At 68.2% G+C, this 22459-nt stretch carries 25 protein-coding genes and 1 tRNA gene; 12 read left to right on the top strand and 14 right to left on the bottom strand.

What is annotated here, in order from left to right; all coding sequences use genetic code 11:
- Nucleotides 1-18 precede the first annotated feature (18 nt).
- The 3 genes from FOZ76_RS17625 to FOZ76_RS17635 form a co-directional block, all read right to left on the bottom strand.
- Nucleotides 19-1779 carry a hypothetical protein gene (locus FOZ76_RS17625; RefSeq protein WP_170235518.1) on the bottom strand — a complete coding sequence of 587 codons (1761 nt, stop codon included), beginning with the start codon at nt 1777-1779 and terminating at the stop codon, nt 19-21.
- A 328-nt stretch (nt 1780-2107) separates the two neighbouring features.
- Entirely contained in the window at nt 2108-2560 is a 453-nt protein-coding gene (locus FOZ76_RS17630) for a YaiI/YqxD family protein (protein ID WP_143949608.1), read from the bottom strand.
- Nucleotides 2561-2711: 151 nt separating this feature from the next.
- Nucleotides 2712-3119 (bottom strand): GFA family protein, encoded by a 408-nt coding sequence (locus tag FOZ76_RS17635; RefSeq protein WP_143949609.1) that lies wholly within the window; start codon nt 3117-3119, stop codon nt 2712-2714.
- A gap of 86 nt (nt 3120-3205) precedes the next feature.
- On the opposite strand from FOZ76_RS17635, the gene FOZ76_RS17640 reads away from it, so the two are divergent.
- The 5 genes from FOZ76_RS17640 (at nt 3206) to FOZ76_RS17660 (ending at nt 7501) form a co-directional block, all read left to right on the top strand.
- Entirely contained in the window at nt 3206-3406 is a 201-nt protein-coding gene (locus FOZ76_RS17640) for a hypothetical protein (protein ID WP_143949610.1), read from the top strand.
- A 76-nt stretch (nt 3407-3482) separates the two neighbouring features.
- Entirely contained in the window at nt 3483-4439 is a 957-nt protein-coding gene (locus tag FOZ76_RS17645; RefSeq protein ID WP_143949611.1) for a Bug family tripartite tricarboxylate transporter substrate binding protein, read from the top strand.
- Nucleotides 4440-4472: 33 nt separating this feature from the next.
- Nucleotides 4473-4955, top strand: a complete 483-nt coding sequence (locus FOZ76_RS17650) for a tripartite tricarboxylate transporter TctB family protein (protein ID WP_143949612.1) — start codon at nt 4473-4475, stop codon at nt 4953-4955.
- Entirely contained in the window at nt 4955-6442 is a 1488-nt protein-coding gene (locus tag FOZ76_RS17655) for a tripartite tricarboxylate transporter permease (RefSeq protein ID WP_143949640.1), read from the top strand. Before FOZ76_RS17650 ends, FOZ76_RS17655 begins: the two co-directional genes overlap by 1 nt.
- Nucleotides 6443-6478: 36 nt before the next feature.
- Complete coding sequence (locus tag FOZ76_RS17660; protein WP_143949613.1) at nt 6479-7501, top strand: LLM class flavin-dependent oxidoreductase; 1023 nt, start codon at nt 6479-6481, stop codon at nt 7499-7501.
- A 104-nt stretch (nt 7502-7605) separates the two neighbouring features.
- Here the strand turns inward: FOZ76_RS17660 and FOZ76_RS17665 are convergent, their stop codons facing one another.
- From FOZ76_RS17665 to FOZ76_RS17675, 3 genes are all read right to left on the bottom strand, one after another.
- A complete protein-coding gene (locus FOZ76_RS17665; RefSeq protein ID WP_143949614.1) occupies nt 7606-8028 on the bottom strand; it encodes an NUDIX domain-containing protein in 423 nt (140 codons plus the stop codon).
- 165 nt (nt 8029-8193) lie between these two features.
- Entirely contained in the window at nt 8194-8325 is a 132-nt protein-coding gene (locus FOZ76_RS17670) for an Arm DNA-binding domain-containing protein (protein ID WP_143949615.1), read from the bottom strand.
- Nucleotides 8326-8494: 169 nt separating this feature from the next.
- Nucleotides 8495-8570, bottom strand: a tRNA-Phe gene (locus FOZ76_RS17675).
- 150 nt (nt 8571-8720) lie between these two features.
- Between FOZ76_RS17675 and hemA the strand changes: the two genes are divergently transcribed.
- The 5 genes from hemA to FOZ76_RS17700 all read left to right on the top strand — a co-directional run bounded on the left by hemA (nt 8721) and on the right by FOZ76_RS17700 (nt 13122).
- Complete coding sequence (gene hemA, locus FOZ76_RS17680; protein ID WP_143949616.1) at nt 8721-9989, top strand: glutamyl-tRNA reductase; 1269 nt, start codon at nt 8721-8723, stop codon at nt 9987-9989.
- Nucleotides 9990-10096: 107 nt separating this feature from the next.
- Entirely contained in the window at nt 10097-11176 is a 1080-nt protein-coding gene (gene prfA / locus FOZ76_RS17685; protein WP_143949641.1) for a peptide chain release factor 1, read from the top strand.
- A gap of 162 nt (nt 11177-11338) precedes the next feature.
- A complete protein-coding gene (gene prmC, locus FOZ76_RS17690) occupies nt 11339-12172 on the top strand; it encodes a peptide chain release factor N(5)-glutamine methyltransferase (RefSeq protein WP_143949617.1) in 834 nt (277 codons plus the stop codon).
- Nucleotides 12173-12202: 30 nt separating this feature from the next.
- The gene (grxD, locus tag FOZ76_RS17695; RefSeq protein ID WP_143949618.1) at nt 12203-12532 is read left to right on the top strand and encodes a Grx4 family monothiol glutaredoxin; all 330 of its coding nucleotides are present in this window, start codon (nt 12203-12205) and stop codon (nt 12530-12532) included.
- Nucleotides 12529-13122, top strand: coding sequence for a UbiX family flavin prenyltransferase (locus FOZ76_RS17700; protein WP_143949619.1), 594 nt, complete (start codon nt 12529-12531; stop codon nt 13120-13122). The genes grxD and FOZ76_RS17700 overlap by 4 nt, the downstream gene beginning before the upstream one ends.
- Nucleotides 13123-13167: 45 nt before the next feature.
- Here the strand turns inward: FOZ76_RS17700 and FOZ76_RS17705 are convergent, their stop codons facing one another.
- The 5 genes from FOZ76_RS17705 to FOZ76_RS17725 all read right to left on the bottom strand — a co-directional run bounded on the left by FOZ76_RS17705 (nt 13168) and on the right by FOZ76_RS17725 (nt 17712).
- On the bottom strand, nt 13168-14172 hold the full coding sequence (locus tag FOZ76_RS17705) for a Bug family tripartite tricarboxylate transporter substrate binding protein (protein WP_143949620.1): 1005 nt from the start codon (nt 14170-14172) through the stop codon (nt 13168-13170).
- Between the two features lie 205 nt (nt 14173-14377).
- Nucleotides 14378-15439, bottom strand: a complete 1062-nt coding sequence (gene hisC / locus FOZ76_RS17710; protein ID WP_143949621.1) for a histidinol-phosphate transaminase — start codon at nt 15437-15439, stop codon at nt 14378-14380.
- 29 nt (nt 15440-15468) lie between these two features.
- Nucleotides 15469-16449 (bottom strand): tRNA 2-thiocytidine(32) synthetase TtcA, encoded by a 981-nt coding sequence (gene ttcA, locus FOZ76_RS17715; RefSeq protein ID WP_143949622.1) that lies wholly within the window; start codon nt 16447-16449, stop codon nt 15469-15471.
- Between the two features lie 39 nt (nt 16450-16488).
- Nucleotides 16489-16854 (bottom strand): dihydroneopterin aldolase, encoded by a 366-nt coding sequence (folB, locus tag FOZ76_RS17720; RefSeq protein WP_143949623.1) that lies wholly within the window; start codon nt 16852-16854, stop codon nt 16489-16491.
- A 66-nt stretch (nt 16855-16920) separates the two neighbouring features.
- Nucleotides 16921-17712: an SDR family oxidoreductase gene (locus FOZ76_RS17725; RefSeq protein ID WP_143949624.1), complete on the bottom strand. Its 792-nt coding sequence runs from the start codon at nt 17710-17712 to the stop codon at nt 16921-16923.
- Between the two features lie 130 nt (nt 17713-17842).
- On the opposite strand from FOZ76_RS17725, the gene FOZ76_RS17730 reads away from it, so the two are divergent.
- Entirely contained in the window at nt 17843-18670 is an 828-nt protein-coding gene (locus FOZ76_RS17730; RefSeq protein ID WP_143949625.1) for an NADPH-dependent oxidoreductase, read from the top strand.
- Nucleotides 18671-18688: 18 nt separating this feature from the next.
- On the opposite strand, the gene FOZ76_RS17735 is transcribed toward FOZ76_RS17730, so the two are convergent.
- Together FOZ76_RS17735 and FOZ76_RS17740 are read right to left on the bottom strand one after the other, a co-directional pair.
- Nucleotides 18689-20236, bottom strand: coding sequence for an acyl-CoA carboxylase subunit beta (locus FOZ76_RS17735; protein ID WP_143949626.1), 1548 nt, complete (start codon nt 20234-20236; stop codon nt 18689-18691).
- On the bottom strand, nt 20181-21047 hold the full coding sequence (locus tag FOZ76_RS17740) for a GntR family transcriptional regulator (protein WP_143949627.1): 867 nt from the start codon (nt 21045-21047) through the stop codon (nt 20181-20183). The genes FOZ76_RS17735 and FOZ76_RS17740 overlap by 56 nt, the downstream gene beginning before the upstream one ends.
- A gap of 64 nt (nt 21048-21111) precedes the next feature.
- On the opposite strand from FOZ76_RS17740, the gene FOZ76_RS17745 reads away from it, so the two are divergent.
- On the top strand, nt 21112-21327 hold the full coding sequence (locus tag FOZ76_RS17745; RefSeq protein ID WP_143949628.1) for an acyl-CoA carboxylase biotin carboxyl carrier protein subunit: 216 nt from the start codon (nt 21112-21114) through the stop codon (nt 21325-21327).
- Nucleotides 21328-21481: 154 nt separating this feature from the next.
- On the opposite strand, the gene FOZ76_RS17750 is transcribed toward FOZ76_RS17745, so the two are convergent.
- On the bottom strand, nt 21482-22264 hold the full coding sequence (locus tag FOZ76_RS17750; protein WP_143949629.1) for a GntR family transcriptional regulator: 783 nt from the start codon (nt 22262-22264) through the stop codon (nt 21482-21484).
- Between the last annotated feature and the right edge of the window lie 195 nt (nt 22265-22459).

Raw genomic sequence — 22459 nt, forward strand, 5'->3', positions numbered from 1 at the left:
CCCGGCCGTGCTCATGCCCTACTGCACCGCCTCGTCCGTGTAAATCATCATCCAGCCGTTGCGGCCTTCGATGAAGCGCGCCTGCTTGAGCGACGCGCCCTCGAGCAGGCGCTGGGCTTCGGGGCCGACCAGAGCCGGGTTCAAGCGCTTTTCGACCGCCAGCCGGTAGTCGCACTGGTAGCCGGCCTGGCCCAGTGCCGGCGCGCAGCCGATCTTTTCGAACGCCAGGATTTTCGGCGGGGGCGCGGGTTCCCAGGTGCCGCTGGTCACTCCGGCGTAGAGCATCGTGGCGAGGCACACCTGGTTCATGGCCGGATCGTGGGTCCGCGGGCCGTCCAGGCAGCCGGCCATGAGTGCGTTCTGGCGTCGCGTGCCGGTATCGAGCACGCTGCGCACCAGATCGTACATGACGTCCTCGGAGGGCTCGCCCGCTGCGGCCTGGGGGGCAGCCTGCTTCGAGGGAGCGGGCTGTTCGGGCTCGACGCCCGAGCGGCCCAGCGCGATGCGCTTGTCCACAGCCTGCGCCTGCGCGGTAAAGGCGGTGAGGATGGCCATGCCCGGCACCGTCTGCTGATCCTGCGGCAGGAGATAGCGCGCCTGCAGGCCATGCAGCTCCTCGTGGCTCGCCGTGCCGGCGGCCTGGCGTTGCAGCGTCTCCCGAGCCTGGGCCAGGGCTTGCTCGCGTTTTTGGGTGAAGTAGGGCAGCAAGCCAGCCAACGGCTCGACCCGCGCCGCGTACGGTTGCAGACGCTGCAGGTAATCCGCATGCCAGCGCACGCCTTGCTCCAGGGCCACGGCTCCCTCGCCCAGGGCGTCGATGCGCTGTCGCTCCGTCGCGGCCAGCGCTTCGCCGATCGCGTCCATCCGCTGCTGGATGCGGCGCAGGTTCTCCGCGCGCGCCTGCACGCCCTCGGTGGATTGCAGGCGCTCGCCCGCCGGCATGAAGCCGGCCTGCTGGCGGTGCGCCAGGGTGGCCAATGCCTGCAAGCCGTCCAGCCCCTGGGCAGATGCCAAGGCTTGGTCGACGGCCGCGGCCAATACCGGCACTGCGACGGCCGTGTCCGCCGCGCGCAGGTCCGCCAGGAACCGCTCGCGCGCCGCCTGTGCGGCCATCGCGAACACCGCCTCGCCTTCACGCTCCATGGCGAGCAGGCGCTGGGCATCGGGCTCGGTGGGCTGCAGGCCCGTCGCCGCCGACGCCAGCCGAAGCAACGTGGCGTCGGCTTCGCGCGCACGCGCCAGGTGCTGCAGGTTGGCTGGCTGCTGCCCGGGGGCCAAGGCGCTGTTCACGAGCTGCTTCTCGCGCGCGGGCAGCGCCGCCAGCGGTCCGTTGGGAACCGCGAAGCAACGGGAAGCGCCCTGCGCAAGCTGCTGCAGTGTCTGGCGGTCCATCTCGTCATAGCGCTGCCCGAAAATCGGTACGAAACGCGCATCGCGAAGCATCGCGGCGATGGCCGCCTCGCTGGGGCGGTGGCCGGTGTAGAACGGGATCGGCTCGGCATCGACCCACGCCTGGAGCGAGGCGCAGGAGCGCGCCAGCGTCTCCTGGCGCGCCTGAGCGTTGGCCTCGCGCTGTGCCTGAGCCTGACGCTGTCGTGCCTCGCGCTCGGCCTGCGCCGCGCGCTGGCGTTCCTCTCGTTCGGCCCGTGCCTGCTGCTGCTTGGCCTGACGCACAGCCTGATCCGCCGCCCGCTGCACGGCGCGCTGGACGTCGGCGTCGGTGGCCGCGAACGTGGGCAGGGCGATCGACAACAAGGCGACGGCCAGGACAGCGCGCAACCACGGCGCGCCCGCGCGAGAGCGGCGCAGCGGCTGGGGCAGGCATCGTCCTGGCAGGCTACAAGGCGACATGTGCGGTCTTCCGGCAAGGCGATGCAGAAAGTCCGACGATAAGAAAGGCCTGGCCTGCCGTCCATTCGCCAATGGGCCTAAGACAACGCTGTCGGACGCGCTATTCGCGCGCCTGCCGAGCTACGCCTTGTGCGCGGGCGGCGTCGCCCATGGCGTTGGGCCGGGACGCAGGAAAAAGGGGCTGCGCTTTCACGCAACTCCTGCGGATACTCGAGGGCTGGGTGCAGTCGAACCGGTAGACGCAGCGAACGCCCGTTTACGCGCGCGCTGCGTGCAGCATCAGTCGATCGAGCGCATTGGCAAACGTGCGCCGGTCGCTTTGGCTGAGAGCCGCGGGGCCGCCCGTATCGACGCCCAGGCTGCGCAGCTCTTCCATCATGTCCCGCAGCGACAGGCGCTCGCGTATGGTGTCGACGGTGTAGCGCTCGCCTCGCGGGCTGAGCACCAAGGCGTTCCTGTCGAGCACCTGGGCAGCCAGGGGAATGTCGCCGGTAATCACCAGGTCGCCGGCGGACACATGCTTGACGATATAGTCGTCCGCCACATCGAAACCGCGCGGCACCTGGACGGCACGGACCAAGGGCGATGGCGGCGTGCGCAGCATCTGGTTGGCGACCAGCGTCAGCGACCGTTGCCATCTTTGCGATGCCCGGTACAGGATTTCCTTGATCACGACGGGGCAGGCGTCGGCGTCGACCCAGATATGCATGGCGCTGGATAGTGGATCGTCTGTGGGGTACTGCTGGGGAGGGGAGTGGTGGCTGGCGCGAAATCGAAAACTGCCAGCAAGCCACCGTTCAAGCCATTCTACGCCGTTACATTGCGCTGATGACGCCGGACGCCTTTCTCTCGAAAGAAGGCTATGGCTGCCCTTCGATCTCGCCAACGCCGTCGAGCGGCGGCATCCAGCCGACACGGCGGCGCGTCCAGATTTGCGTTTGAGGACCACCCAACTGGTCGCGCTGCGCCAGGGTGCCGACCCGCAGCGAATAGCGTTTTGGCGTACCGGGATCGGTTGCGTAGAGCTGCGTGCCGCACTGCTCGCAAAAACCGTTGACCCGGTGCGCGCCGCTGTCGGCGGTCTTCACATAGTGGCGCGGCTGGCCTTGCAGCAAACGAAACGTCTCGGCCGGCGCGGCGATATTCGTGCGAAACGCCGAACCCGACATGATCTGACAGTCGAGACAATGGCAAATCCGCATCGAATCGGGTTGGACCTCGGCCTCGTAGCGGATCGCGCCGCAGTGACATTGCCCCTGCACTTTCATTGCTATCTCCCGTTCAGCCCCGGAATGGCCGTCCCCCGGGTCTGGTAGATGGTCGGAGCCTATGATTTGAGCATAGGAGAAAGTCCATGAGCACCGAGCGTTTTACCCCGGAATTCAAGGAAGAAGCGGCCAGCCAGGCGCCGGCCGCGTCGGGCATCGTCGTCTTTCCGGGTGGACAGCGCCACGGCTCGATGTCGAGGCGTCAAGGCAAGCTGGAAATGTCCGCTAGTTGGGCAGGCTATGCGCTGGTCGCCGGGCGGCAAGGTGACCCAGGGACGGCGCATTGACAGCCGCGAGGCCCAGGCTTACGCTGCAACGAGCGCGGCGCGCGGCGTATATAACCAGAAGAATCAGGGGACTGCCATGAAGGCGATGCAGTGGATGAAAGCACTGGCGTTGGGGGCTGTTTTGTGCGCCGGGGCGGCGCACGCTCAGGTGAGTGTGATGTTGCCGGCCAATCCGGGCGGCGGTTGGGATGCGACCGGGCGGCAGGCCTTCCAGGCGATGAACCAAGCCGGTATCTATACCGGGACCGTGAGCTACACGAACAAGGGCGGCGCCGGCGGCACGATCGGGCTGGCCGATTTCCAGCGTGCGCAAAAAGGCAAGCCGGACGCCCTGGCGGTGTTCGGCGCGATTACCGTGGGCGCCATTACGCTGAATAAATCCCCGATCGACCTGAGCCAGTTCAAGCCGGTGGCGCGGCTCACGGCCGAGTACCTGGTGCTCGCCGTGAAGGCCGATTCCTCCTACAAGTCGCTGGACGATTTCGTGGCGGCGCTCAAGAGCGACCCGGGCGCGACGGCTGTCGGGGGCGGCTCGGCCGGCGGGGTGGACCACATTGCCCTGGCGCTGCTGGCGCAAAGTGCGGGTGTGCCGGTGCAGTCGCTGAATTACATTCCACAGGCGGGCGGTTCGGACACCGTGATCGGCATCGTCAACGGCACCTTGAAGGCGGGGATTTCGGGTATTTCCGAGTTCCAGCAATTCGCCCAGGATGGCCGGATACGCATTCTGGGCGTGACGACCGCCGAGCGCATGAAGAATCTGGCAGACGTTCCGACCTTCAAAGAGTCCGGTTACGACGTCGAGATCGCCAACTGGCGAGGCATCCTCGGTTCGATCGACATGCCCGAAGCCAATCAGAAGGAATGGGTGGATCGCTTCAGCAAACTGAACGAAAGCGACGCCTGGAAGGCTGTGCTCGAGAAACAGGGTTGGGATCCCTATTTCCTGGCCGGTGACGAATTCGGCGAGTTCATCCAGAGCGAAAGCGGTCGTATCAATCAGGTGCTCAAGGACGCGGGCCTGGCCAAGTAAGCGCAAGCGCGCGGTTTTGCTGAAGGAACGTCGATGAGCTGGTTGCGCAAGGGCCCCTGGTGGTTGGGGCTGGCCGTGATATGCCTGGGCGCCGTCTGCATCTATGCCTCGACCGAGCTCGCGGCAACCGCCCAGTACGCCGCCATCGGCCCCGGCATGCTCGTGTCGGTGGTGGGCCTGGGGCTGGTCGTTCTGGGCATTCTGTTGTTGATCCAGATCGCACGCGGCGAAGTGTTCGAGCCGGAAGAGGCCGAGAACGCTGCGCCGGGGCAGCCGATGGACAAGCGCGCCTTTTTTACCGCGCTGCTCGCCGTCATGCTTCCTGCCCTGGCCATGCAGACCCTCGGCTTGCCGATAACCGCCATGCTTGCCTTCATGCTGGTTGCGCGGGCCTTCGGCTCGCGGCGCGTGGTATCGGACCTCATCGTTGGCTTCGCACTGGGCGGGCTGTGCTGGCTGCTGTTCGGCTGGTTGGGCTTGCAACTGGGCGGATTCTTTCCGTTGGCGGGCCTGTAATGGATACCCTGGCGCTGCTTTTCCATGGCTTCGAGGTGGCGCTCACCCCGACCAACCTGATGTGGGCTTTCATCGGGTCGGTATTGGGCACGGCCATCGGCGTGCTTCCGGGCATCGGGCCGGCCCTGACCATCGCCTTGCTGCTGCCGATCACGGTCTCCGTGGGGCCGGTGTCCGCCTTCATCATGTTCGCCGGCGTGCTGTACGGGGCCATGTATGGCGGCTCGACCACCTCGATCCTGATCAATACGCCGGGCGAGGCGGGGTCGATGATGACCGCCCTGGAAGGCAACAAGATGGCGCGCGCCGGGCGTGGCGCGGCCGCGCTGGCGACCGCGGCCATCGGGTCGTTCGTCGCCGGAACCATCGCCACGCTGTTGCTGACGTTCGCCGCGCCGGTCGTAGCCGAGCTTGCCTTCCTGCTCAAGCCGGCCGACTATTTTGCCCTCACGGTTCTGGCGTTCACGTCGGTGGCGGTGGTGATGGGCGCATCGCGGGTGCGCGGTTTCGTCTCGCTCTTCATCGGGCTTGCTCTCGGTCTGGTCGGTATCGATGGGATGACCGGTCAGCCGCGCATGACCTTCGGCATCGCGGACCTGCTCGACGGGGTCGAACTGACGGTCGTCCTCGTATCGGTCTTCGCCGTGGGCGAGATTCTCTACGTCGCCAGCCATTACGTGCACGAGCAGGGCGAGATCGTCGCCGTCAAGGGGTGGACCTTCATGACGCGCGAGGATTGGCGACGTTCATGGCGGCCATGGTTGCGTGGAACGGCGCTGGGTTTTCCGATCGGTACGATTCCCGGCGGGGGCTCCGAAATCCCCACGATGCTGTCCTATGCGGTCGAGAGAAAGCTGTCCCGGCATAAGGACGAGTTCGGCAAAGGCGCCATCGAGGGGGTCGCCGGGCCCGAGGCGGCCAACAATGCCGCGGCCGCCGGCATTCTGGTGCCTTTGCTGACGTTGGGACTGCCCACGTCGGCCACCGCCGCGATCCTGCTTGCGGCGTTCCAGAACTATGGGCTGCAGCCGGGGCCGTTTCTGTTCAGCAGCAATCCGGAGCTGATCTGGGGATTGATCGCGTCGCTTTACATCGGCAACGTGATGCTGCTGGTGCTGAACCTGCCGCTGGTCGGCATTTGGGTGAAACTGCTGCAGGTTCCCCGGCCTCAGCTATACGCGGGCATCCTGGTGTTCGCCATGATCGGAATCTGGGGCGTATCGGGTTCGGTCTTCGACCTGGTCCTGATGGCCGCCCTGGGAGCGGTCAGCTACGCGATGCGGGTTTACGGCTTTCCCATCCCGCCGCTGCTCATCGGCCTGATTCTCGTGCCGCTGGCGGAAAACCAGTTGCGCACGGCGCTGGCGGCGGCGCAGGGCAGCGTATCGGTCCTGTTTGAGACGCCGATCTCGATTGCCTTTCTCGCGCTGGCGCTCCTGTTCCTCTTTGCGCCGATGTTGTTGCGGCGGCTGAGGGCGGCGGCGTAAGCTGGGTGCATCGGTCGCACCTACAGAGCGCATCGCATGAAGAAGATCGGATTCCTGTCGTTCGGCCACTGGACGCCTTCCCCCCAGTCGCAGACGCGTTCTGCCGCGGACGCGCTGCTGCAGTCCATCGAACTGGCCGTGGCCGCTGAGGAACTGGGTGCGGACGGTGCCTATTTCCGGGTGCACCACTTCGCCCGCCAGCTCAGTTCGCCTTTTCCTTTGCTGGCTGCCGTCGGCGCGAAAACCAGCCGCATCGAGATCGGCACGGGCGTGATCGACATGCGCTACGAGAACCCGCTTTACATGGCCGAGGATGCGGGCGCGGCCGACCTCATTGCCGGTGGACGCCTGCAGCTCGGCATCAGCCGGGGTTCTCCCGAGCAGGTGGTCGATGGCTGGCGCTACTTCGGCTACCAACCCGCCGAGGGCGAGACGGACGCCGACATGGCCCGGCAGCACACGCAGGCCCTGCTCACCGTCTTGCAGGGCAAGGGTTTCGCGCAGCCCAACCCGCGCCCGATGTTCCCCAACCCGCCCGGCCTGTTGCGCGTGGAACCCCATTCCGATGGCTTGCGCGAGCGCATCTGGTGGGGTTCGAGCTCGAATGCGACCGCGGTCTGGGCCGCCGAGTTGGGCATGAACCTGCAGAGTTCGACGCTGAAGGACGACGAGACGGGCGAGCCATTCCACGTCCAGCAGGCCAAGCAGATCCGGGCCTACCGCGAGGCATGGAAGGCGGCGGGCCATGCGCGCACGCCACGGGTGTCGGTGAGCCGCAGCATCTTCGCCCTCGTGAACGAGCAGGACCGGAGGTATTTCGGGCGCAGCGGCCAGGAGGACGATTCAATCGGGTTCATCGATGAGAAAACCCGGGCGATCTTCGGCCGCAGCTACGCCGCGGAGCCGGACCTGCTGGTCGGGCAACTCGCGCAGGACGAAGCCATTGCCGAGGCCGATACCTTGCTGCTGACGGTGCCGAACCAACTGGGCGTCGACTACAACGCGCATGTGATCGAATCGGTGCTGACGCATGTGGCGCCGGCACTGGGCTGGCGGTGAAACAACAAGCTAGATGGGCTGAAAGTCTCCCGTCGCCACGTACCGCAGGTACGCATCGACGCTTCTTGCCATGTTCGGCAGCATGGCCGGCAGGTCGTCGACGATCAGCCCGACTTCTTCGGCGATTTCCCGGCGCACGACGGATTCCAGGTTCTCGCTTCTTCGCCGCTGCAGCAGGATTTCTTCCTTGGCGTTCTCGATGGCGACGTGCGCGCCAGGCATGAGCAGAAGCCGATCGCCAACGGCCGCGCGCAGTTTGCCGAGATGGGTGTCCGAGAACTCCGCCATTGCATGTCGAACGAGCGCTGCGTGATCGGCGCGCCGATGTCGGCCCGCGTGAAGCCGGTTTCTTCACGCAACTCCCGTCGCGCGGCGGTCTCGAAGTCTTCGCCGTCATCCACCGCGCCGCCCGGTGTGGCCCAGAAATCGCGGCCGGCCAGCGGGCCGCGCCGATGCACGAATCGGAACAGCAGCACTCGACTGGAGGCATCGACGACGAGCAGGCGGGAAGACGAGCGGGTACGCATGGGCAACGAATCCAAGGGGCAAAGGGCATTCTAGCCGCCCGGCTTCGGCATCATGCTTCGGCCGTCGGCTGTCATCCATCGGCGTTGGCCAGAATGGCCTCCAGCTTTCGGCGCACCTGCGCCCGATGCTGATCGGCCTGGCGTCTTTGCCTGCATAAGCCAGCGTCACGGATAGTTGAATAGCCAGCTCTTGCCGCCACTCGGATGGACGCGAAGATACAGCTCGTCCCCGTTGGACAGCATGTATTCTTTGTCCGCGAGCTGAGCCAGTTCAATGGCTTTGGCAGTGAGTTTCATCGCTGTGCTCCCGTGCATCCTGGAAAGCTGGGGGAGTACGGTAAGGGAACACGCCTGGGAACAAAAACCCTGGAATTCGGTGGAACCGAATAATGCGGCGCTATGGGACAGGTTTCTGCTGCCAGTCCTCTCCTGGGGATGGGACTGTTGAAACCGGATGGGAGGGGGATGGTGGCCTGGGGCGGAATCGAACCACCGACACGCGGATTTTCAATCCGCTGCTCTACCAACTGAGCTACCAGGCCACGCGAAGACCGAAACTATACCGTATTTTTGTGGTGGTGCAACACCCTGGCAACCCCTTTCCGTGCTTTTTTTGCCATGTTGCTTATAATTGCATCAACCTCCGCTCCTGATCCGCCCGTCCGAGTTTCCAAGCGCAGGCGGGGCCGCCCATGTCAGTCGATGTCATCACTTTTGGCTTGAACCACACCTCTGCGCCGCTCGCCGTGCGCGAGCAGGTGTCGCTGGCCGGCGAGCTGATGAAGCCTGCGCTGACGGCGCTGCGTTCCGCCTTCGGCGGCGCGGTGCGCGAGGCGGCCATACTCTCCACCTGTAATCGCACCGAGATCTACTGTGCGGCCGAGCCCTCGGCCGCGCGGGAGCTGCCTGCGTGGCTGGCGGACTTCCAGCGGGTCGAGGCGGACGCGCTGCAGCCCCACCTGTATCGGCACAGCCAGGACGAGGCCGTGCGCCACGCGTTCCGGGTGGCGAGCGGGCTCGATTCGATGGTGCTGGGCGAGCCGCAGATCCTCGGCCAGATGAAGGATGCGGTGCGCACGGCCGAAGACGCCGGTGCGCTCGGCACGCTGCTGCACCAGCTCTTTCAGCGCACGTTCGCGGTCGCCAAGGAGGTGCGCTCGACCACGGCCATCGGCGAGCAGTCGGTGTCGATGGCGGCCGCGGCGGTCAAGCTGGCGCAGCGGGTGTTCGGCGATCTGCGCCAGGTGAAGGTGCTCTTCATCGGTGCGGGCGAGATGATCGATCTCTGTGCGACGCACTTCGCCGCGCAGCATCCGGCTCGCATGACGGTGGCCAATCGCACCATTGCGCGCGCCGAGGGGCTGGCCGGCAAGATTTCGGCCGGCACGATGCGGCTGGCCGAGCTGCCTGAGCACCTGGCCGAGTACGACGTGGTGGTGTCCTGTACGGCCTCGGCCCTGCCCATCCTGGGCCTGGGCATGGTCGAGCGGGCGACGCGCCAGCGCCGGCGCAAGCCCATCGTGATGGTCGATCTGGCCGTGCCGCGCGACATCGAGGCCGAGGTCGCGCGCCTGGACGACGTCTATCTCTACTGCGTGGACGATCTGGGCCGCCTGATCCAGACGGCCACCGACGCCCGCAAGGCCGCCGTGGTGCAGGCCGAGGCCATCATCGAGACGCGGGTGCAGCACTTCATGCACTGGCTCGGCACGCGTCGGGTGGTGCCGGTGATCCGCGATCTGCATGAAGCCGCCGGCGCGATGCGCGCGGCCGAGCTGGAGCGCGCGCGCAGGGCGCTGGCGCGCGGCGACGATCCCGAGGCGGTGCTCGAGCAGCTTGCCCACGGGCTCACCCAGAAATACCTGCACGGGCCGCTCGCGGCGCTCAACCAGAGCGAGGGCGAGCACCGCGATCAACTGCTCACCTGGCTGCCCAAGCTCTACCCCCTGCGCGAGCGTTAGCGGCGCTGTCTGTTCCGGCCCTGCCGCTGGCGGCGGGGTATCCCCCTCCTTCTTCCCGACCCGGCCGCTCGCCGTTTCCTCCGCTTTTTCCGGAATTCTCCTCGATGATCAAAGCTTCCATGCGCGAACGCCTCGAGCAGTTGTCGCGTCGGCTGGTCGAAGTCGACGCCTTGCTCGCCACGCCGGAAGTCGGCAGCGACGTCGAGGCCTTCCGCAAGCTCTCGCGCGAGCGCGCCGAGCTGGAGCCGGTGGTCACGGCTTTCGCCGAGTTCGCGCGCACCGAGGACGATCTGGCCACCGCGCGCGAGATGCTGGCCGACCCGGAGATGAAGGCGATGGCCGAGGAGGAGATCGAGACCGGCCGCGTGCGCCTGGACGAGCTTGCCGAGGCGCTGCGCCTGCTCCTGCTGCCGCGCGATCCGGACGACGGCCGCAATCTGTTCCTGGAAATCCGCGCCGGCACGGGAGGCGACGAGAGCGCGCTCTTTGCCGGCGACCTCTTGCGCATGTACCTGCGCTACGCCGAGCGCAGGGGCTGGCAGACGGAGATCATGTCCGAGAGTGCCTCCGAGCTCGGCGGCTACAAGGAAGTCATCGTGCGCCTGGCGGGCGAGGGCGCCTATGGGCGGCTGAAGTTCGAATCGGGCGGGCACCGCGTGCAGCGCGTGCCCGAGACCGAGGCGCAGGGCCGCATCCATACCTCGGCCTGCACGGTGGCCGTGATGGCCGAGCCGGACGAGATGGGCGAAATCGACATCAACCCCTCGGACCTGCGCATCGACACCTTCCGCGCCAGCGGCGCCGGCGGGCAGCACATCAACAAGACGGATTCGGCCGTGCGCATCACCCATCTGCCCACGGGGCTGGTGGTCGAATGCCAGGACGACCGTTCGCAGCACCGCAACCGCGACAAGGCCATGAAGGTGCTGGCCGCGCGCCTGAAGGACAAAGAGGTGCGCGAGCGCCAGGCCAAGGAGGCCGCCGAGCGCAAGAGCCTGGTCGGCTCGGGCGACCGCTCCGAGCGCATCCGCACCTACAACTTTCCGCAAGGCCGGGTCACCGACCATCGCATCAACCTGACGCTCTACAAGCTGCAGCAGGTGATGGACGGCGATCTGGACGACATCACCAACGCTCTGATTTCCGAACACCAGGCCGAACTCCTGGCCGCCCTTGGAGACGCATGATGACCCGCTCCCGTCCTTTCCCCGCTGCCTGGCGAGGCGCCTGGCAGCGTCGCGCGACGGCACCGGCGCCGTCGCCGGCGCCGCGTCCGCAGCAGCCGCAGGGAACGCCGTCGCCGCGATGAGCTCGATCCCGGCCGCCGCCCCCCGCCGCGGGGGCAGGCCATGACCACCGTGCGCGAACTGCTGGCCGAGGGAGCCCGCGCGGGCATGCCCGGCCTGGAGGTGCGCCTGCTCGCCTCGCGCGCGCTGGGCGTCGGCCGCACCTGGCTGATCGCGCACGATACCGAGGCGGTCGAAGTGGGGGCGCTGACGCGGGCGCGCGAATGGTTCGCGCGGCGCGCCGCAGGCGAGCCGGTGGCGTATCTGCTGGGCGAGCGCGAGTTCATGGGCCATGTGTTCCGGGTCGGCCCGGCCGTGCTGATCCCGCGGCCGGAGACCGAGCTGCTGGTGGAAACCGGGCTCGAGCACGTGCGGGACATCGCGGCGCCGCGCCTGCTCGACCTGGGCACGGGCAGCGGCGCAATCGCCATCTCCCTGGCCCTGGCGCGCCCGGACGCCGAGGTGACGGCGACCGATCTGAGCACCGACGCGCTCGCGGTCGCCGGAGACAACGCACGGCGGCTGGGCGCGCGGCTCGGCCTGCACGCCGGGTCGTGGTGGGACGCACTGCCGGCCGGCGACACGGGCGGTTTCGACCTCGTCGTCTCCAATCCGCCCTACATCCGCCCCGACGACGAGCACCTGGCCCGGGGCGACCTGCGCCACGAGCCTCTCGGTGCGCTCACCGACCACATCGACGGCCTGGCGGCGCTGCGGGCCATCGCCGCCGGCGCGCCCGCGCGTTTGAACCCCGGTGGGGCACTGTGGGTCGAACATGGCTACGACCAGGCGGCCGCGGTGCGCGAACTGCTCGTTCAGGCGGGTTTCGCCGACGTGCGCAGCCTGCGCGATCTGGCGGGCATCGAGCGGGTTTCCGGCGGCGTGCGCCTTCTATAATTCTCCTCATCCAACGCAAACGAGGTTGCCATGAGCACCGTGCAGGAATTCATCTCCAATACCGTCACGCAGAACCCGGTCGTGCTCTTCATGAAAGGCACGGCCCAGTTTCCTCAGTGCGGCTTTTCGGGCAAGGCGATCCAGTTGCTCAAGGCCAACGGCCTGAAGCAGCTCATTACCGTCAACGTGCTGGAAGACGCCGAAGTGCGCCAGGCCATCAAGGAATTCTCCAACTGGCCCACCATTCCGCAGCTCTACGTCAAGGGCGAGTTCATCGGCGGCTCGGACATCATGGCCGAGATGCACGAGTCCGGTGAGCTCAAGCAGTTGCTGGACGACGCCGGCGCGACCGGCGGATGACCGCGGCCAAGCGCCCGCGCCGGCTGATCGTCGGCATCACGGGCGCCACCGGCTCGGTCTACGCGCTGCGTCTGCTGCAGGTGCTGCGCGATGTTCCGGAGGTCGAGACGCATCTCGTCATCTCGCCCTCGGGCGTGCTCAACGTCAAGCACGAGCTGGATCTGGGGCGCCAGGATCTGTATGCGCTGGCGGATCACACGTACGGCATCCGCGACGTGGGCGCCACGCTGGCCAGCGGCGGTTTCGCGACCGACGGCATGATCGTCGCGCCGTGTTCGATGCGCACCCTGGCCGCGGTAGCGCAGGGCCTGTCGGACAACCTCATCACCCGCGCGGCCGACGTGGTGCTGAAAGAGCGCCGCCGTCTTCTGCTGATGGTGCGCGAGACGCCCTTCAACCTCGCGCATCTGCGCAACATGACCGCCGTCACCGAGATGGGCGGTATTGTGTTTCCGCCGCTGCCGGCGTTCTACCACCGCCCGCAGAGCATCGCCGAGATGGTCGACCACACGGTGGCACGCATGCTCGGGCTGCTGGGCATCGAGGTGCCGGGGCCGGAGTGGCTGGGGACGCGGGGCGAGGGCGGCTGAGGCCGCCTGTCCGGGCGGCCTGCCGTTCCAGGCGCCGCAAGCGTCTTACTCGTTCACGATGCCGGCCGTGCGGATGATGCGTTCCCATTTTTCGCTTTCCGCCGCGACGAAGGCGGCGGCGCCGTCGGGGTCCAGCAGGGTATCGTCGCTGACGGCGACGCCGGTCTGGTTGCGGAAGCGTTCGCGCGTGTCGGGATCGCGCAGCACCTGCACGATTTCCCGGTTGAGATAGGCCACGACCTCCGCCGGCGTGCCCCGCGGCGCGAAGATCGCACTCCAGGGCGTCAAGTCCATGCCGGGCACGCCTGCGTCGGTGGCTGCCGGCACATCCGGCAGGGCCGGGCTGGCGGTGGCGGAGGTCACGGCCAGAGGGCGAATCTTGCCCGCCTGGGCCAGCGGCAGCGTGGCCAGCAGCGTATCGAAGACGACCTGGACGTGGCCGCCGAGCAGGTCGGTCATGCTGGTGGAACTGGCCTTGTACGCCACCGGGTACAGGTCGACCTGCGCCAAGCGTTCCAGTTCGGCCAACGCCACCCGGGCCGTGGTGCTCGGCAGCGCCACGCTGACGGTGTCGGGCTGCCGGCGCGCCTGCTCCAGCAGGTCTTGCAGGCTGCGCAGGGTACTGTCGGCGCTGACCGACAGCACCATAGGCGAACGGTTGAGCAGTGCCACCGGCATCAGCGCCTCGCGCGGGTCGAAGCCCATGTCCTTATACAAGGCCCGGTTGGCCGCGTTCGTTGCGTTGGTGCCGTAGAGCAGTGTGTAGCCGTCCGGCGTCGATCTGGCGACGTGGCCGGCGCCGATGTTGCCGCCTGCGCCGGGCTTGTTCTCGACCACCACCGGCTGGCTGATCCGTTGCGCGAGCTTTTCGGCGACCAGGCGCCCCGAGGTGTCCGCGCCCTGGCCGGCCGCATACGGCACCACCAGGTGCACGGCGTGCGTGGGGAACGCTGCGCCCATGGCCGCGGGCGCAGCCGCGGCGGCCAGCGCCAGCACGAGGATGCGACAGGCCAGGGACGAAAGACGGGCGAGGACGGGGGCGGCGGTCATGGGCAGCGTTCCGGTGAGGCGCCCGGGCTTGCTCGGTGGCAGGTGCCGGCACGGGGCCGCAGGCGTTGCAGTGCCGATGAATGTAGATGGAAGAAAACGCCCCGTGAAATCGAAAGATCGGTGAAAACCATCGATAAAACCGATCAGTGCCTGGCGCCGCTTCCCGCCGCCGCGCCAGGCGTTCCTGGCGCGACTCCACGACTGTTCAACGCCCCAGGATCGCGTCCAGCGCCTTGACGAACGCGGCGCACTGCGCCTCGGTGCCGATCGAGATGCGCAGGAACTGCTCGATGCGCGGTAGCTTGAAGTGGCGCACCAGCACGGCGCGCTCGCGCAGCGCCTGGGCCAGCTCGGCGCCGTCGCGGCTGGTGTGGCGCGCGAAGACGAAGTTGGCGTAGGAGGGCAACACCTCGAAGCCGCGCTTCTCGAGCGCCTGGATGAGGTCGTGGCGCGAGTTCATGATCTTCTCGCGCGTGGTGCGGAACCAGTTGTCGTCCTCGAAGGCCGCGGCGGCGCCGGCCTGGGCCACGCGGCCCAGCGGGTAGGAGTTGAAGCTGTTCTTCACGCGCTCCAGCCCCTCGATGAGTTCGGGATGGCCGATGGCGTAGCCCACGCGCAGGCCGGCGAGCGAGCGCGACTTGGACAGCGTCTGGACGACCAGCAGGTTGCGGTACTGCTTGGTGAGCGGCACCGCGCTCTTGCCGCCGAAATCGATGTAGGCCTCGTCCACCACCACGAGCTGGTTGGGCACGCGCTTGACGAGCTTCTCGATGGCCTCGGGCCCCAGCAGGTGGCCGGTGGGCGCATTCGGGTTCGCGAAGATGATCGGGCCGGCGTCGGCGCGGTAATCGTTCAGGTCGATCTCGTAGCGCGCGTTGAGCGGGATCGCATCGTGCCGGATGCCGTACAGCAGGCAGTACGACGGATAGAAGCTGTAGGTGATGTCCGGCATCTGCAGCGGCTTGCCGGTATTGAGCAGCGCCATGAAGACGTGCGCCAGCACCTCGTCCGAACCGTTGCCCACGAACACGTGATCGAGCGCCACGCCATGCCGCTTCGCGACCGCCTGAGCGAACGCGCTCGAATGCGGATCGGGATACAGGCGCAGGTTGTCGTTGACCATGTCGCGCATCACGGCGATCGCGTTGGGCGACGGGCCGTAGGGGTTCTCGTTGGTGTTCAGCTTGACGAGCTGGTCGATGCGCGGTTGCTCGCCCGGGATGTAGGGCTTGAGCTGGCTGACGATGGGACTCCAGAACTGGCTCATGATGTCTCGTGGTGGTTTGCTGCCGGGGGTCAGGCCGGGCGTTGGCGCACGAACTGGACCGTGCGCAGGCCCTCGTCCTCGCCCGGCGTATCGCAGGGCTCGGCGGCGCGGTCGCCGGCCGGCTCCACCGGGTCGAACGCGGTGTCGCCATCCGGGTCGGCGCGGCCCGTGGGCTCGAGCCCAACGAAATCGTACAGCTTGTGGTCCATCAAGTGGCTGGGAATCACGCGGCCGAGCGCGTTGAACATGTTGTCCACGCGGCCGGGAAAGCGCGCTTCCCACTCGTCGATCAGGCGCGCGGCCTCTTGGCGCTTGAGGCCTTCCTGCGAGCCGCACAGGTTGCACGGGATGATGGGGAACTCGCGCCAGGCCGCGTAGGCGACCAGATCGTCCTCGCGCACGTAGGCCAGGGGCCGGATCACCGTATGGCGCCCGTCGTCCGAGACCAGCTTGGGCGGCATGGCCTTCATGATGCCGCCGTAGAAGAGGTTCATCAGGAAGGTGGCGAGGATGTCGTCGCGGTGATGGCCCAGCGCGATCTTGGTCGCGCCCAGTTCGTCGGCCACGCGGTACAGGATGCCGCGGCGCAGCCGCGAACAGAGCGAGCACATCGTCTTGCCTTCCGGGATCAGTCGGGTGACGATGGAATACGTGTCCTGCGTCTCGATGTGATAGGGCACGCCCAGCTTATCCAGGTATTCGGGCAGTACGTGTTCGGGGAAGCCGGGCTGCTTCTGGTCCAGGTTGACCGCCACGATGTCGAAGTGGATGGGCGCGCGCTCGCGCAGGCGCAGCAGGATGTCGAGCAGGCCGTAGGAGTCCTTGCCGCCCGAGAGGCACACCATCACCTTGTCGCCGTCCTCGATCATGTTGAAGTCGGCGATGGCCCGGCCGGTCTCGCGCATCAGCCGCTTGGCGAGCTTGTTGCGTTCGAAGGCGAGCTTGCGCTCGTCGATGGCGTTGGGCGTGTCGTGCGCTTCGGTCTGGGGGGCGGTGGCCGCGGTGGTCATGGCAGTTCGCAGAATGGAGGCGCGCCGCAGCGCGCGGGTTCAGGCGGAGCGTTCTATGGTGGTTTCGATGCCGACGGCGGCGCAGTCGGCGAAGGCCATCGGCTTGCCGATGCGCAGGCGCACGCGCTGGACGTCGGCGAAGTCGCGCAGCAGGCGGGCGGCCAGCCGGTCGACCAGCGTCTCGAGCAGGTTCACGTGCGCCCGCGAGCACTCGTCGATGATGGCTTCGCGCAGGCGCCGGTAGTCCAGCACGTCGTGGATGTCGTCATGCCCGCTGGGCGGCTTGACGGCGACGTCGAGCTCGGCGTCCACGTGCAGCGGCTGGGTGGTGCCGCGCTCGTGATCGAGGATGCCGATGCGGGAGTCGACGGCGAGCCGGGAAAAGAAGATACGGCGGTTCTGCATGACGGGTCCAGGTAAAGGCCGAAAAGGTCGGCGTGGCGGGAACGCAGGCCCGCGCCGGGCGCGGGCTCAGCCCTTCATCAGGCTGAAGTCGCGCGCGAAGCCCACCAGGTGCTGGCCGCCGTCGACGAGTATGGTCGTGCCGGTGATCGACGGGTTGCCGGCGGCGAACAGCACGGCGTCGGCCACCGCGCGCGGGTCGCTGGCCTTGCCCAGCGGCGACAACTGGTGCGTGCGGGCGAAATCTTCCTCGCTCTGCAGGTGGCTGGGCAGGGTCAGCCCGGGCGCCACGCCGACGACGCGCACGGTGGGTGCGAGCGCCTGGGCGAGCATGGTGTTCGCGGCTTCCATCGCCGCCTTGGTGAGGCTGTACGAAAGAAAGTCGGGATTGTAATTCCAGAGCTTCTGGTCGAGCAGATTGACGACCACGCCGCGCGCCTCCTCGCCGCGTGCGCGCAACTGCGCCGCGAGATCGCGCGCCAGCACGATGGGCGCAACCAGGTTGGGCCCCAGGTGCGCGCGCAGCATGTCGCCGCTGAAGCTCGCCGCGTCGTCGTACTCGAAGAGGCTGGCGTTGTTGACGACGGCGTCGAGCCGGCCGAAATGCGCCGCCACCTCGCCTGCCAGTCGGGCCACTGCGGCTTCGTCGGCGAGGTCGCACGAGAAGGCGTGGGCCGTGCCGCCGGCCGCCTCGATGTCGGCCACGGTGCGCCGGGCTTCGTCGTGCGAGCGGCCGTAGTGCACGGCCACGCGCCAGCCCGCCTGGGCGAGCGCGATCGCAATGACGCGGCCGATGCGTTTGCCGGCGCCGGTGACCAGGGCCACCGCGCCCGGTTCGGGGCGGAACAGCGGGGGATTCATGGCGCCTATTGTATCGGCAAGCCCGGCCGCGCCGGCCTGCGGAGCGGTGGCGATCCGCGTTATCGTTGGATTTCCCCGGCGCGACCCGCCCGGCCGCGCGCCATGCCTTTCTTTTTCACTCGCACACCTCATGACCGACCATTCCGCAGATCCCGACACCGTTCTGTTCCAACGCTACCGCGACCCCGGCTTCGCCCGGCCCGCCCAGTGGAATGCCACGCTGGACGTGCTGATGGCGCACCGCTCGGTGCGCCGGTTCACGGACGCGCCGGTGTCCGATGAAACGCTCGCGACCCTGGTCGCGGCGGCGCAGTCGGCGTCGACCTCGTCGAACCTGCAGCTCTGGAGCGTGGTGGCCGTGCGCGACCCGGCGCGCAAGGCCCGTCTGGCCGGGTTCTGCGGCAACCAGCGCCACATCGTCGAAGCGCCGCTCTTCCTGGTCTGGCTGGCGGATTTCGCCCGGCTGCGCCAGTTGGCCGAGGACCACGGCAAGCCGCTGGACGGCCAGGATTTCCTGGAAGCCGGCGTGCTCGGCTGCGTCGATGCCGCCCTGGCCGCGCAGAATGCCGTCGTCGCCGCCGAATCCCTGGGCCTGGGCACCGTCTATATCGGCGCCATCCGCAATCGTCCGGAGGACGTGGTCCACGAACTGGCCTTGCCGCGCTACGCGATGCCGGTGTTCGGCATGTGCGTGGGTCGGCCCGACCCGTCGCTCTCCTTCGACGTCAAGCCGCGCCTGCCGCAGCGCGCGGTGCTGCATCACGAGACCTACGACCTACCGGCGCAGCGCGAGGAGGTTGCCCGCTACGAGGAGCGCGTCAACGCCTTCTACGGCGAGCAGGCCATGGCCGAGAGCTGGGTCGCGCGGGTGCTGGCCCGCATGGCCTCGGGCCAGTCGCTGACCGGCCGCCACCGCCTGCGCGAAGCCTGGCACAACCAGGGCTACGAGTTGAAGTGACCCATCCTCCCCCACGCCTCACGGCCGATAGCCGAAGGCCGGCTTGCCCGGCTCGCGCAGCGGCGCGGCGAGGTTGGCGAAGCGGCACAGGTAGCGCCGGGTCTGGCGCGGGTCGATGATTTCCTCCACGCCGAACGACTCGGCCGTGCGCAGGGGCGATTGCAGCGCTTCGAGCCGCTGCTCGATCTCGGCCCGGCACGCATCCGGGTCCGGCGCGGCCTCGATCTGCGCGCGGTAGGCCGCCTGCACGCCGCCGGCGATCGGCAGCGAGCCCCATTGCGCCGAAGGCCAGGCGTAGCGCATGAAGGCCGGCGAGCCGTTGCGCTGGGCCAGGGCGGCCATGCCGAAGGCCTTGCGGACCATGATCGCGCACCAGGGCACGGTCGCTTGCCGGATCGCGGTCAGGGCCTGGGTGCCGTAGCGCATGATGCCCGATGCCTCGGCGTCCTTGCCGATGAGAAAGCCGGGGATGTCGACCAGATGCACCACCGGCAACTGGAAGGTCTGCGCGAGGTCGACCAGCCGGATCGCCTTGCGGCAGGCGTCCACCGTCCATGCGCCGCCATAGTGGTAGGGGTCGCTGGCCAGCACGGCCACCGGCCAGCCATCCAGCCGCGCGAGGCCGGTGATCACCGACTTGCCCCAGCCCCGGCCCATCTCGAACCAGCTCTCGCGATCGACCACCGATTCCACGATGGGCCGCATCTTGTAGACCTTGCGCGCCTCGCGCGGCACGGCGCCGAGCAGGGCTTCGTCCCCGCGCTCGGGGTCGTCCGCGCACTCGGTACGGCCGGCGAGTTCGTGCACCGAGTTCGGCAGGTAGGAGAGAAAGCGGCGTGCGCGCTCGAACGCCTCGGCCTCGCTCTGGACTTCATCGTCGATGGTGCCGTTGCGCGCGTGGATGCCGCTGCCGCCCAGCTCCTCCTTGGTGAGTTCCTGGCCTGTGCGCGCCACCACCGGCGGGCCGGCGGCGAATAGCTGCGATGTGCCGCGCACCATCATCGAGTAGTGGCTCGCGCAGACGCGCGCCGCGCCCATGCCGGCCACGGAGCCCAGGCCCAGGGCCACCACCGGCACCTCGGACAGCGCACCGAGCACTTCGGTGAAGTCGCGCACGTCGGGCAGGTAGGTGCGGCCGATGATTTCCAACTGCTTGACCGAGCCGCCGCCTCCGGTACCGTCGACCAGGCGGACCAGGGGCGTGCGCCAGCGCCGCGCCTGTGTCTCGGCAAAGCCGAACTTGTCCTTGAGCCCGCCGTCGCTCGCGCCGCCGCGTACGGTGAAGTCGTCGCCGGTGAGAAAGATCGCCCGCCCGCCGAGCGTGGCGCGGCCGCAGATGACGTTGCTGGGCGTGAAGGCGGCCAGCCGCCCGTGCTCGTCGTACTGCGGAAAGCCGGCGATCGAGCCGAACTCCTCGAAGCTGCCCGGGTCGGCCAGGCCGGCGATGCGCTCGCGGACGGTGAGCTTGCCTGCGTTGTGGTGGCGCTCGACCTTGTCCGGGCCGCCCAGCTCAAGGGCCAGTCGGCGGCGCCTTTCCAGGTCGTCGATTTCTTCCTGCCAGCTCATGCCTCGTCTCCTCCTTGTGGTCATGGCGCGGATCGCTGTCCGTCGCCTGTGTGCGGACCCGGTGCCGCTCGTCCAGCGCGTCGCCGCGCAATTGCGTGAGCGCGCCGAGCGCGGTGTCGCGCGTGTCCTCGAGCGCCACGCGCAGCTCGGATTCGGCGCCTTCGCCGTCGCCGGCCGCGATGGCCTGCACGACGCGGCCGATCCGGCGGCACACAGCGTCCCGGCGTCGCGGCGTCGCGAAGTCGAGGGTGTGGCGCCAGACCGTGGTCCAGGCCGTGTGATTCGCCAGGTCGCGCATCACCGCCGCGAGGGCGTCGTTGCCGCTGCCCTTCGCGATGCTGCCGATCGCGCGGCTATAGGCGCGGGCGAACTCGCGAGGGTCCGCATCGCTTCGTCGGGCCATGGCGCGCATGTCGGCCAGCCGATGCTCGAGCGCGCCGACGTGGCCGTCGGGCCGCGCCTGCGCCATGGCGCGCGCGGCATAGCCCGCCAGTGCGATCCGGACGTTGAAGAGCTCGGCGATGGCGTTGGTGCTGACCGCTCGGACGTAGGTGCCGCGCCGGGGAAGAATCTCGATCAGGCCGCGGCGCTCCAGCAGGCGCAGGGCCTCCCTGGCGGGCGCCCGGCTGACGCCGAAGCGCAGGGCCACTTCCTGCTCGGTGATGCGGTGTCCGGCCACGACGGTGCCTTCGATCACGCGCGCGCCGAATTCATCGGCGATCTGCTCCGGCACGGTGCGCGGCCGGTTGGCGGCGCGGCTGCCGGACGCGACCGGGCGCGCGCGCTGCGGCATGGAAGTCGGGAGGACCATGCATGGACAATACGAGGGACCTGGTTTATTGTCAACAATCAACAATAACGTCGGGGAGATGGCAATGGCGGCAGTGCAGTCGGAAGTGGCGGGCTCGGTCTGGAAGGTGCTCGTCTCCGTGGGCCAGCAGGTCGGCCCCGAGGACGAACTGGTGATCCTGGAGTCGATGAAGATGGAGATCCCGGTTCAGGCCGGTGCTGCCGGCGTGGTGGACGAGATCCTGGTCGCCGAGCAGGACGCCGTCGCCGAAGGCCAGGTGCTGGTGCGCCTGCGTCCCTGAAGCGGGCGCTGGACGCAGGCAAGCGCACGAAGGCCGCCCTGGCGGCCTGCGCACGCGCAGGCTGGCCGACATGCTCGACGCCGTCGCCAGGCACGACCCGGCTCGGCTTGGGGGCCGGCTCTCCATGATGGCCAGTGACGAGGCGGGCGGCGGCTCAGGCCGTGTGCGGCAGGCGGTCGGCCGGCACCTGCTCGCCGCGCAGCTTGGAAAGCGTCTCGATGGCCGAGTCCCGAGTCGATTCCAGGGTGCGCCGCATGTAGTGCTCGGCCGCGTCGGGATCGCCGGCGAGCAGCGCGCCGTGCAATTGCCGGTACAGCGACTTGTGCTCGAGCCGCCGCTGGCGCGTGCGGTAGTCCAGCGGATAGGTCCAGATCACCCGCCACACCGTCTGTTCCGACAATTCGGCCATGAGCTGAATGGCTGGCACATTGTGGCTGGCGGCCACCACCGTGCGCGCGGCCCGGCTGGTATCGGTGGCGAAACGCACTGCCAGGCTGTCATCCTCCTCGTGCGACTGCATGTCCTCGATGCGGCGCTCGAGCGTGTCGCAATAGGCCTGCTCGCCGACCAGGGCGGCCTGGCGCGCGCCGAGCGCGCACAGGGCGGTGCGCACGTTGAAGAGGTCGGCGATGGCGGCGAGCGTCACGCCGCGCGCCTGCGCGCCGCGGCGCGGAACCACGCTCACCAGGCCGCGCCGTTCGAGCAGGCGCAGCGCTTCGCGCACCGGCCCGCGGCTGACGCGGAACGCGTCGGCGAGCTCCTGCTCCGGCAGCCTTTCGCCGTCGCCGTATTGCCCGGCCACCAGGGCGGCGCCCAGGTCGTCGGCGATCTGCTCGGGAATGGTGCGCGCGACCGGCCTGGGCGGCGGGATGTGGCGGCGCCAGTCCTCGGCAAGACGGTGCCAGTCGGGGATGTCGGGAGTGTCGAGAATGCGCATGAGCGAGGGGGTAACAGGGGTGTCGCGGCATTGTAGGGCCCGGCCGTGATCTCGGGGTTTTTAAGTAGTTTGTTGATTGTTGACAATATAACGGGCCACATGGCTTAATCGACCGCAACCCCTCCCACCGAATCGTCGGCGGGACTGCAAAGAAAACCCTCGGCACGGTAGCGCCGGCACGAGGGTCCAGGAGGA

Source organism: Verticiella sediminum, from assembly GCF_007558815.1.
Taxonomy (GTDB): Bacteria; Pseudomonadota; Gammaproteobacteria; order Burkholderiales; family Burkholderiaceae_B; genus Verticiella; species Verticiella sediminum.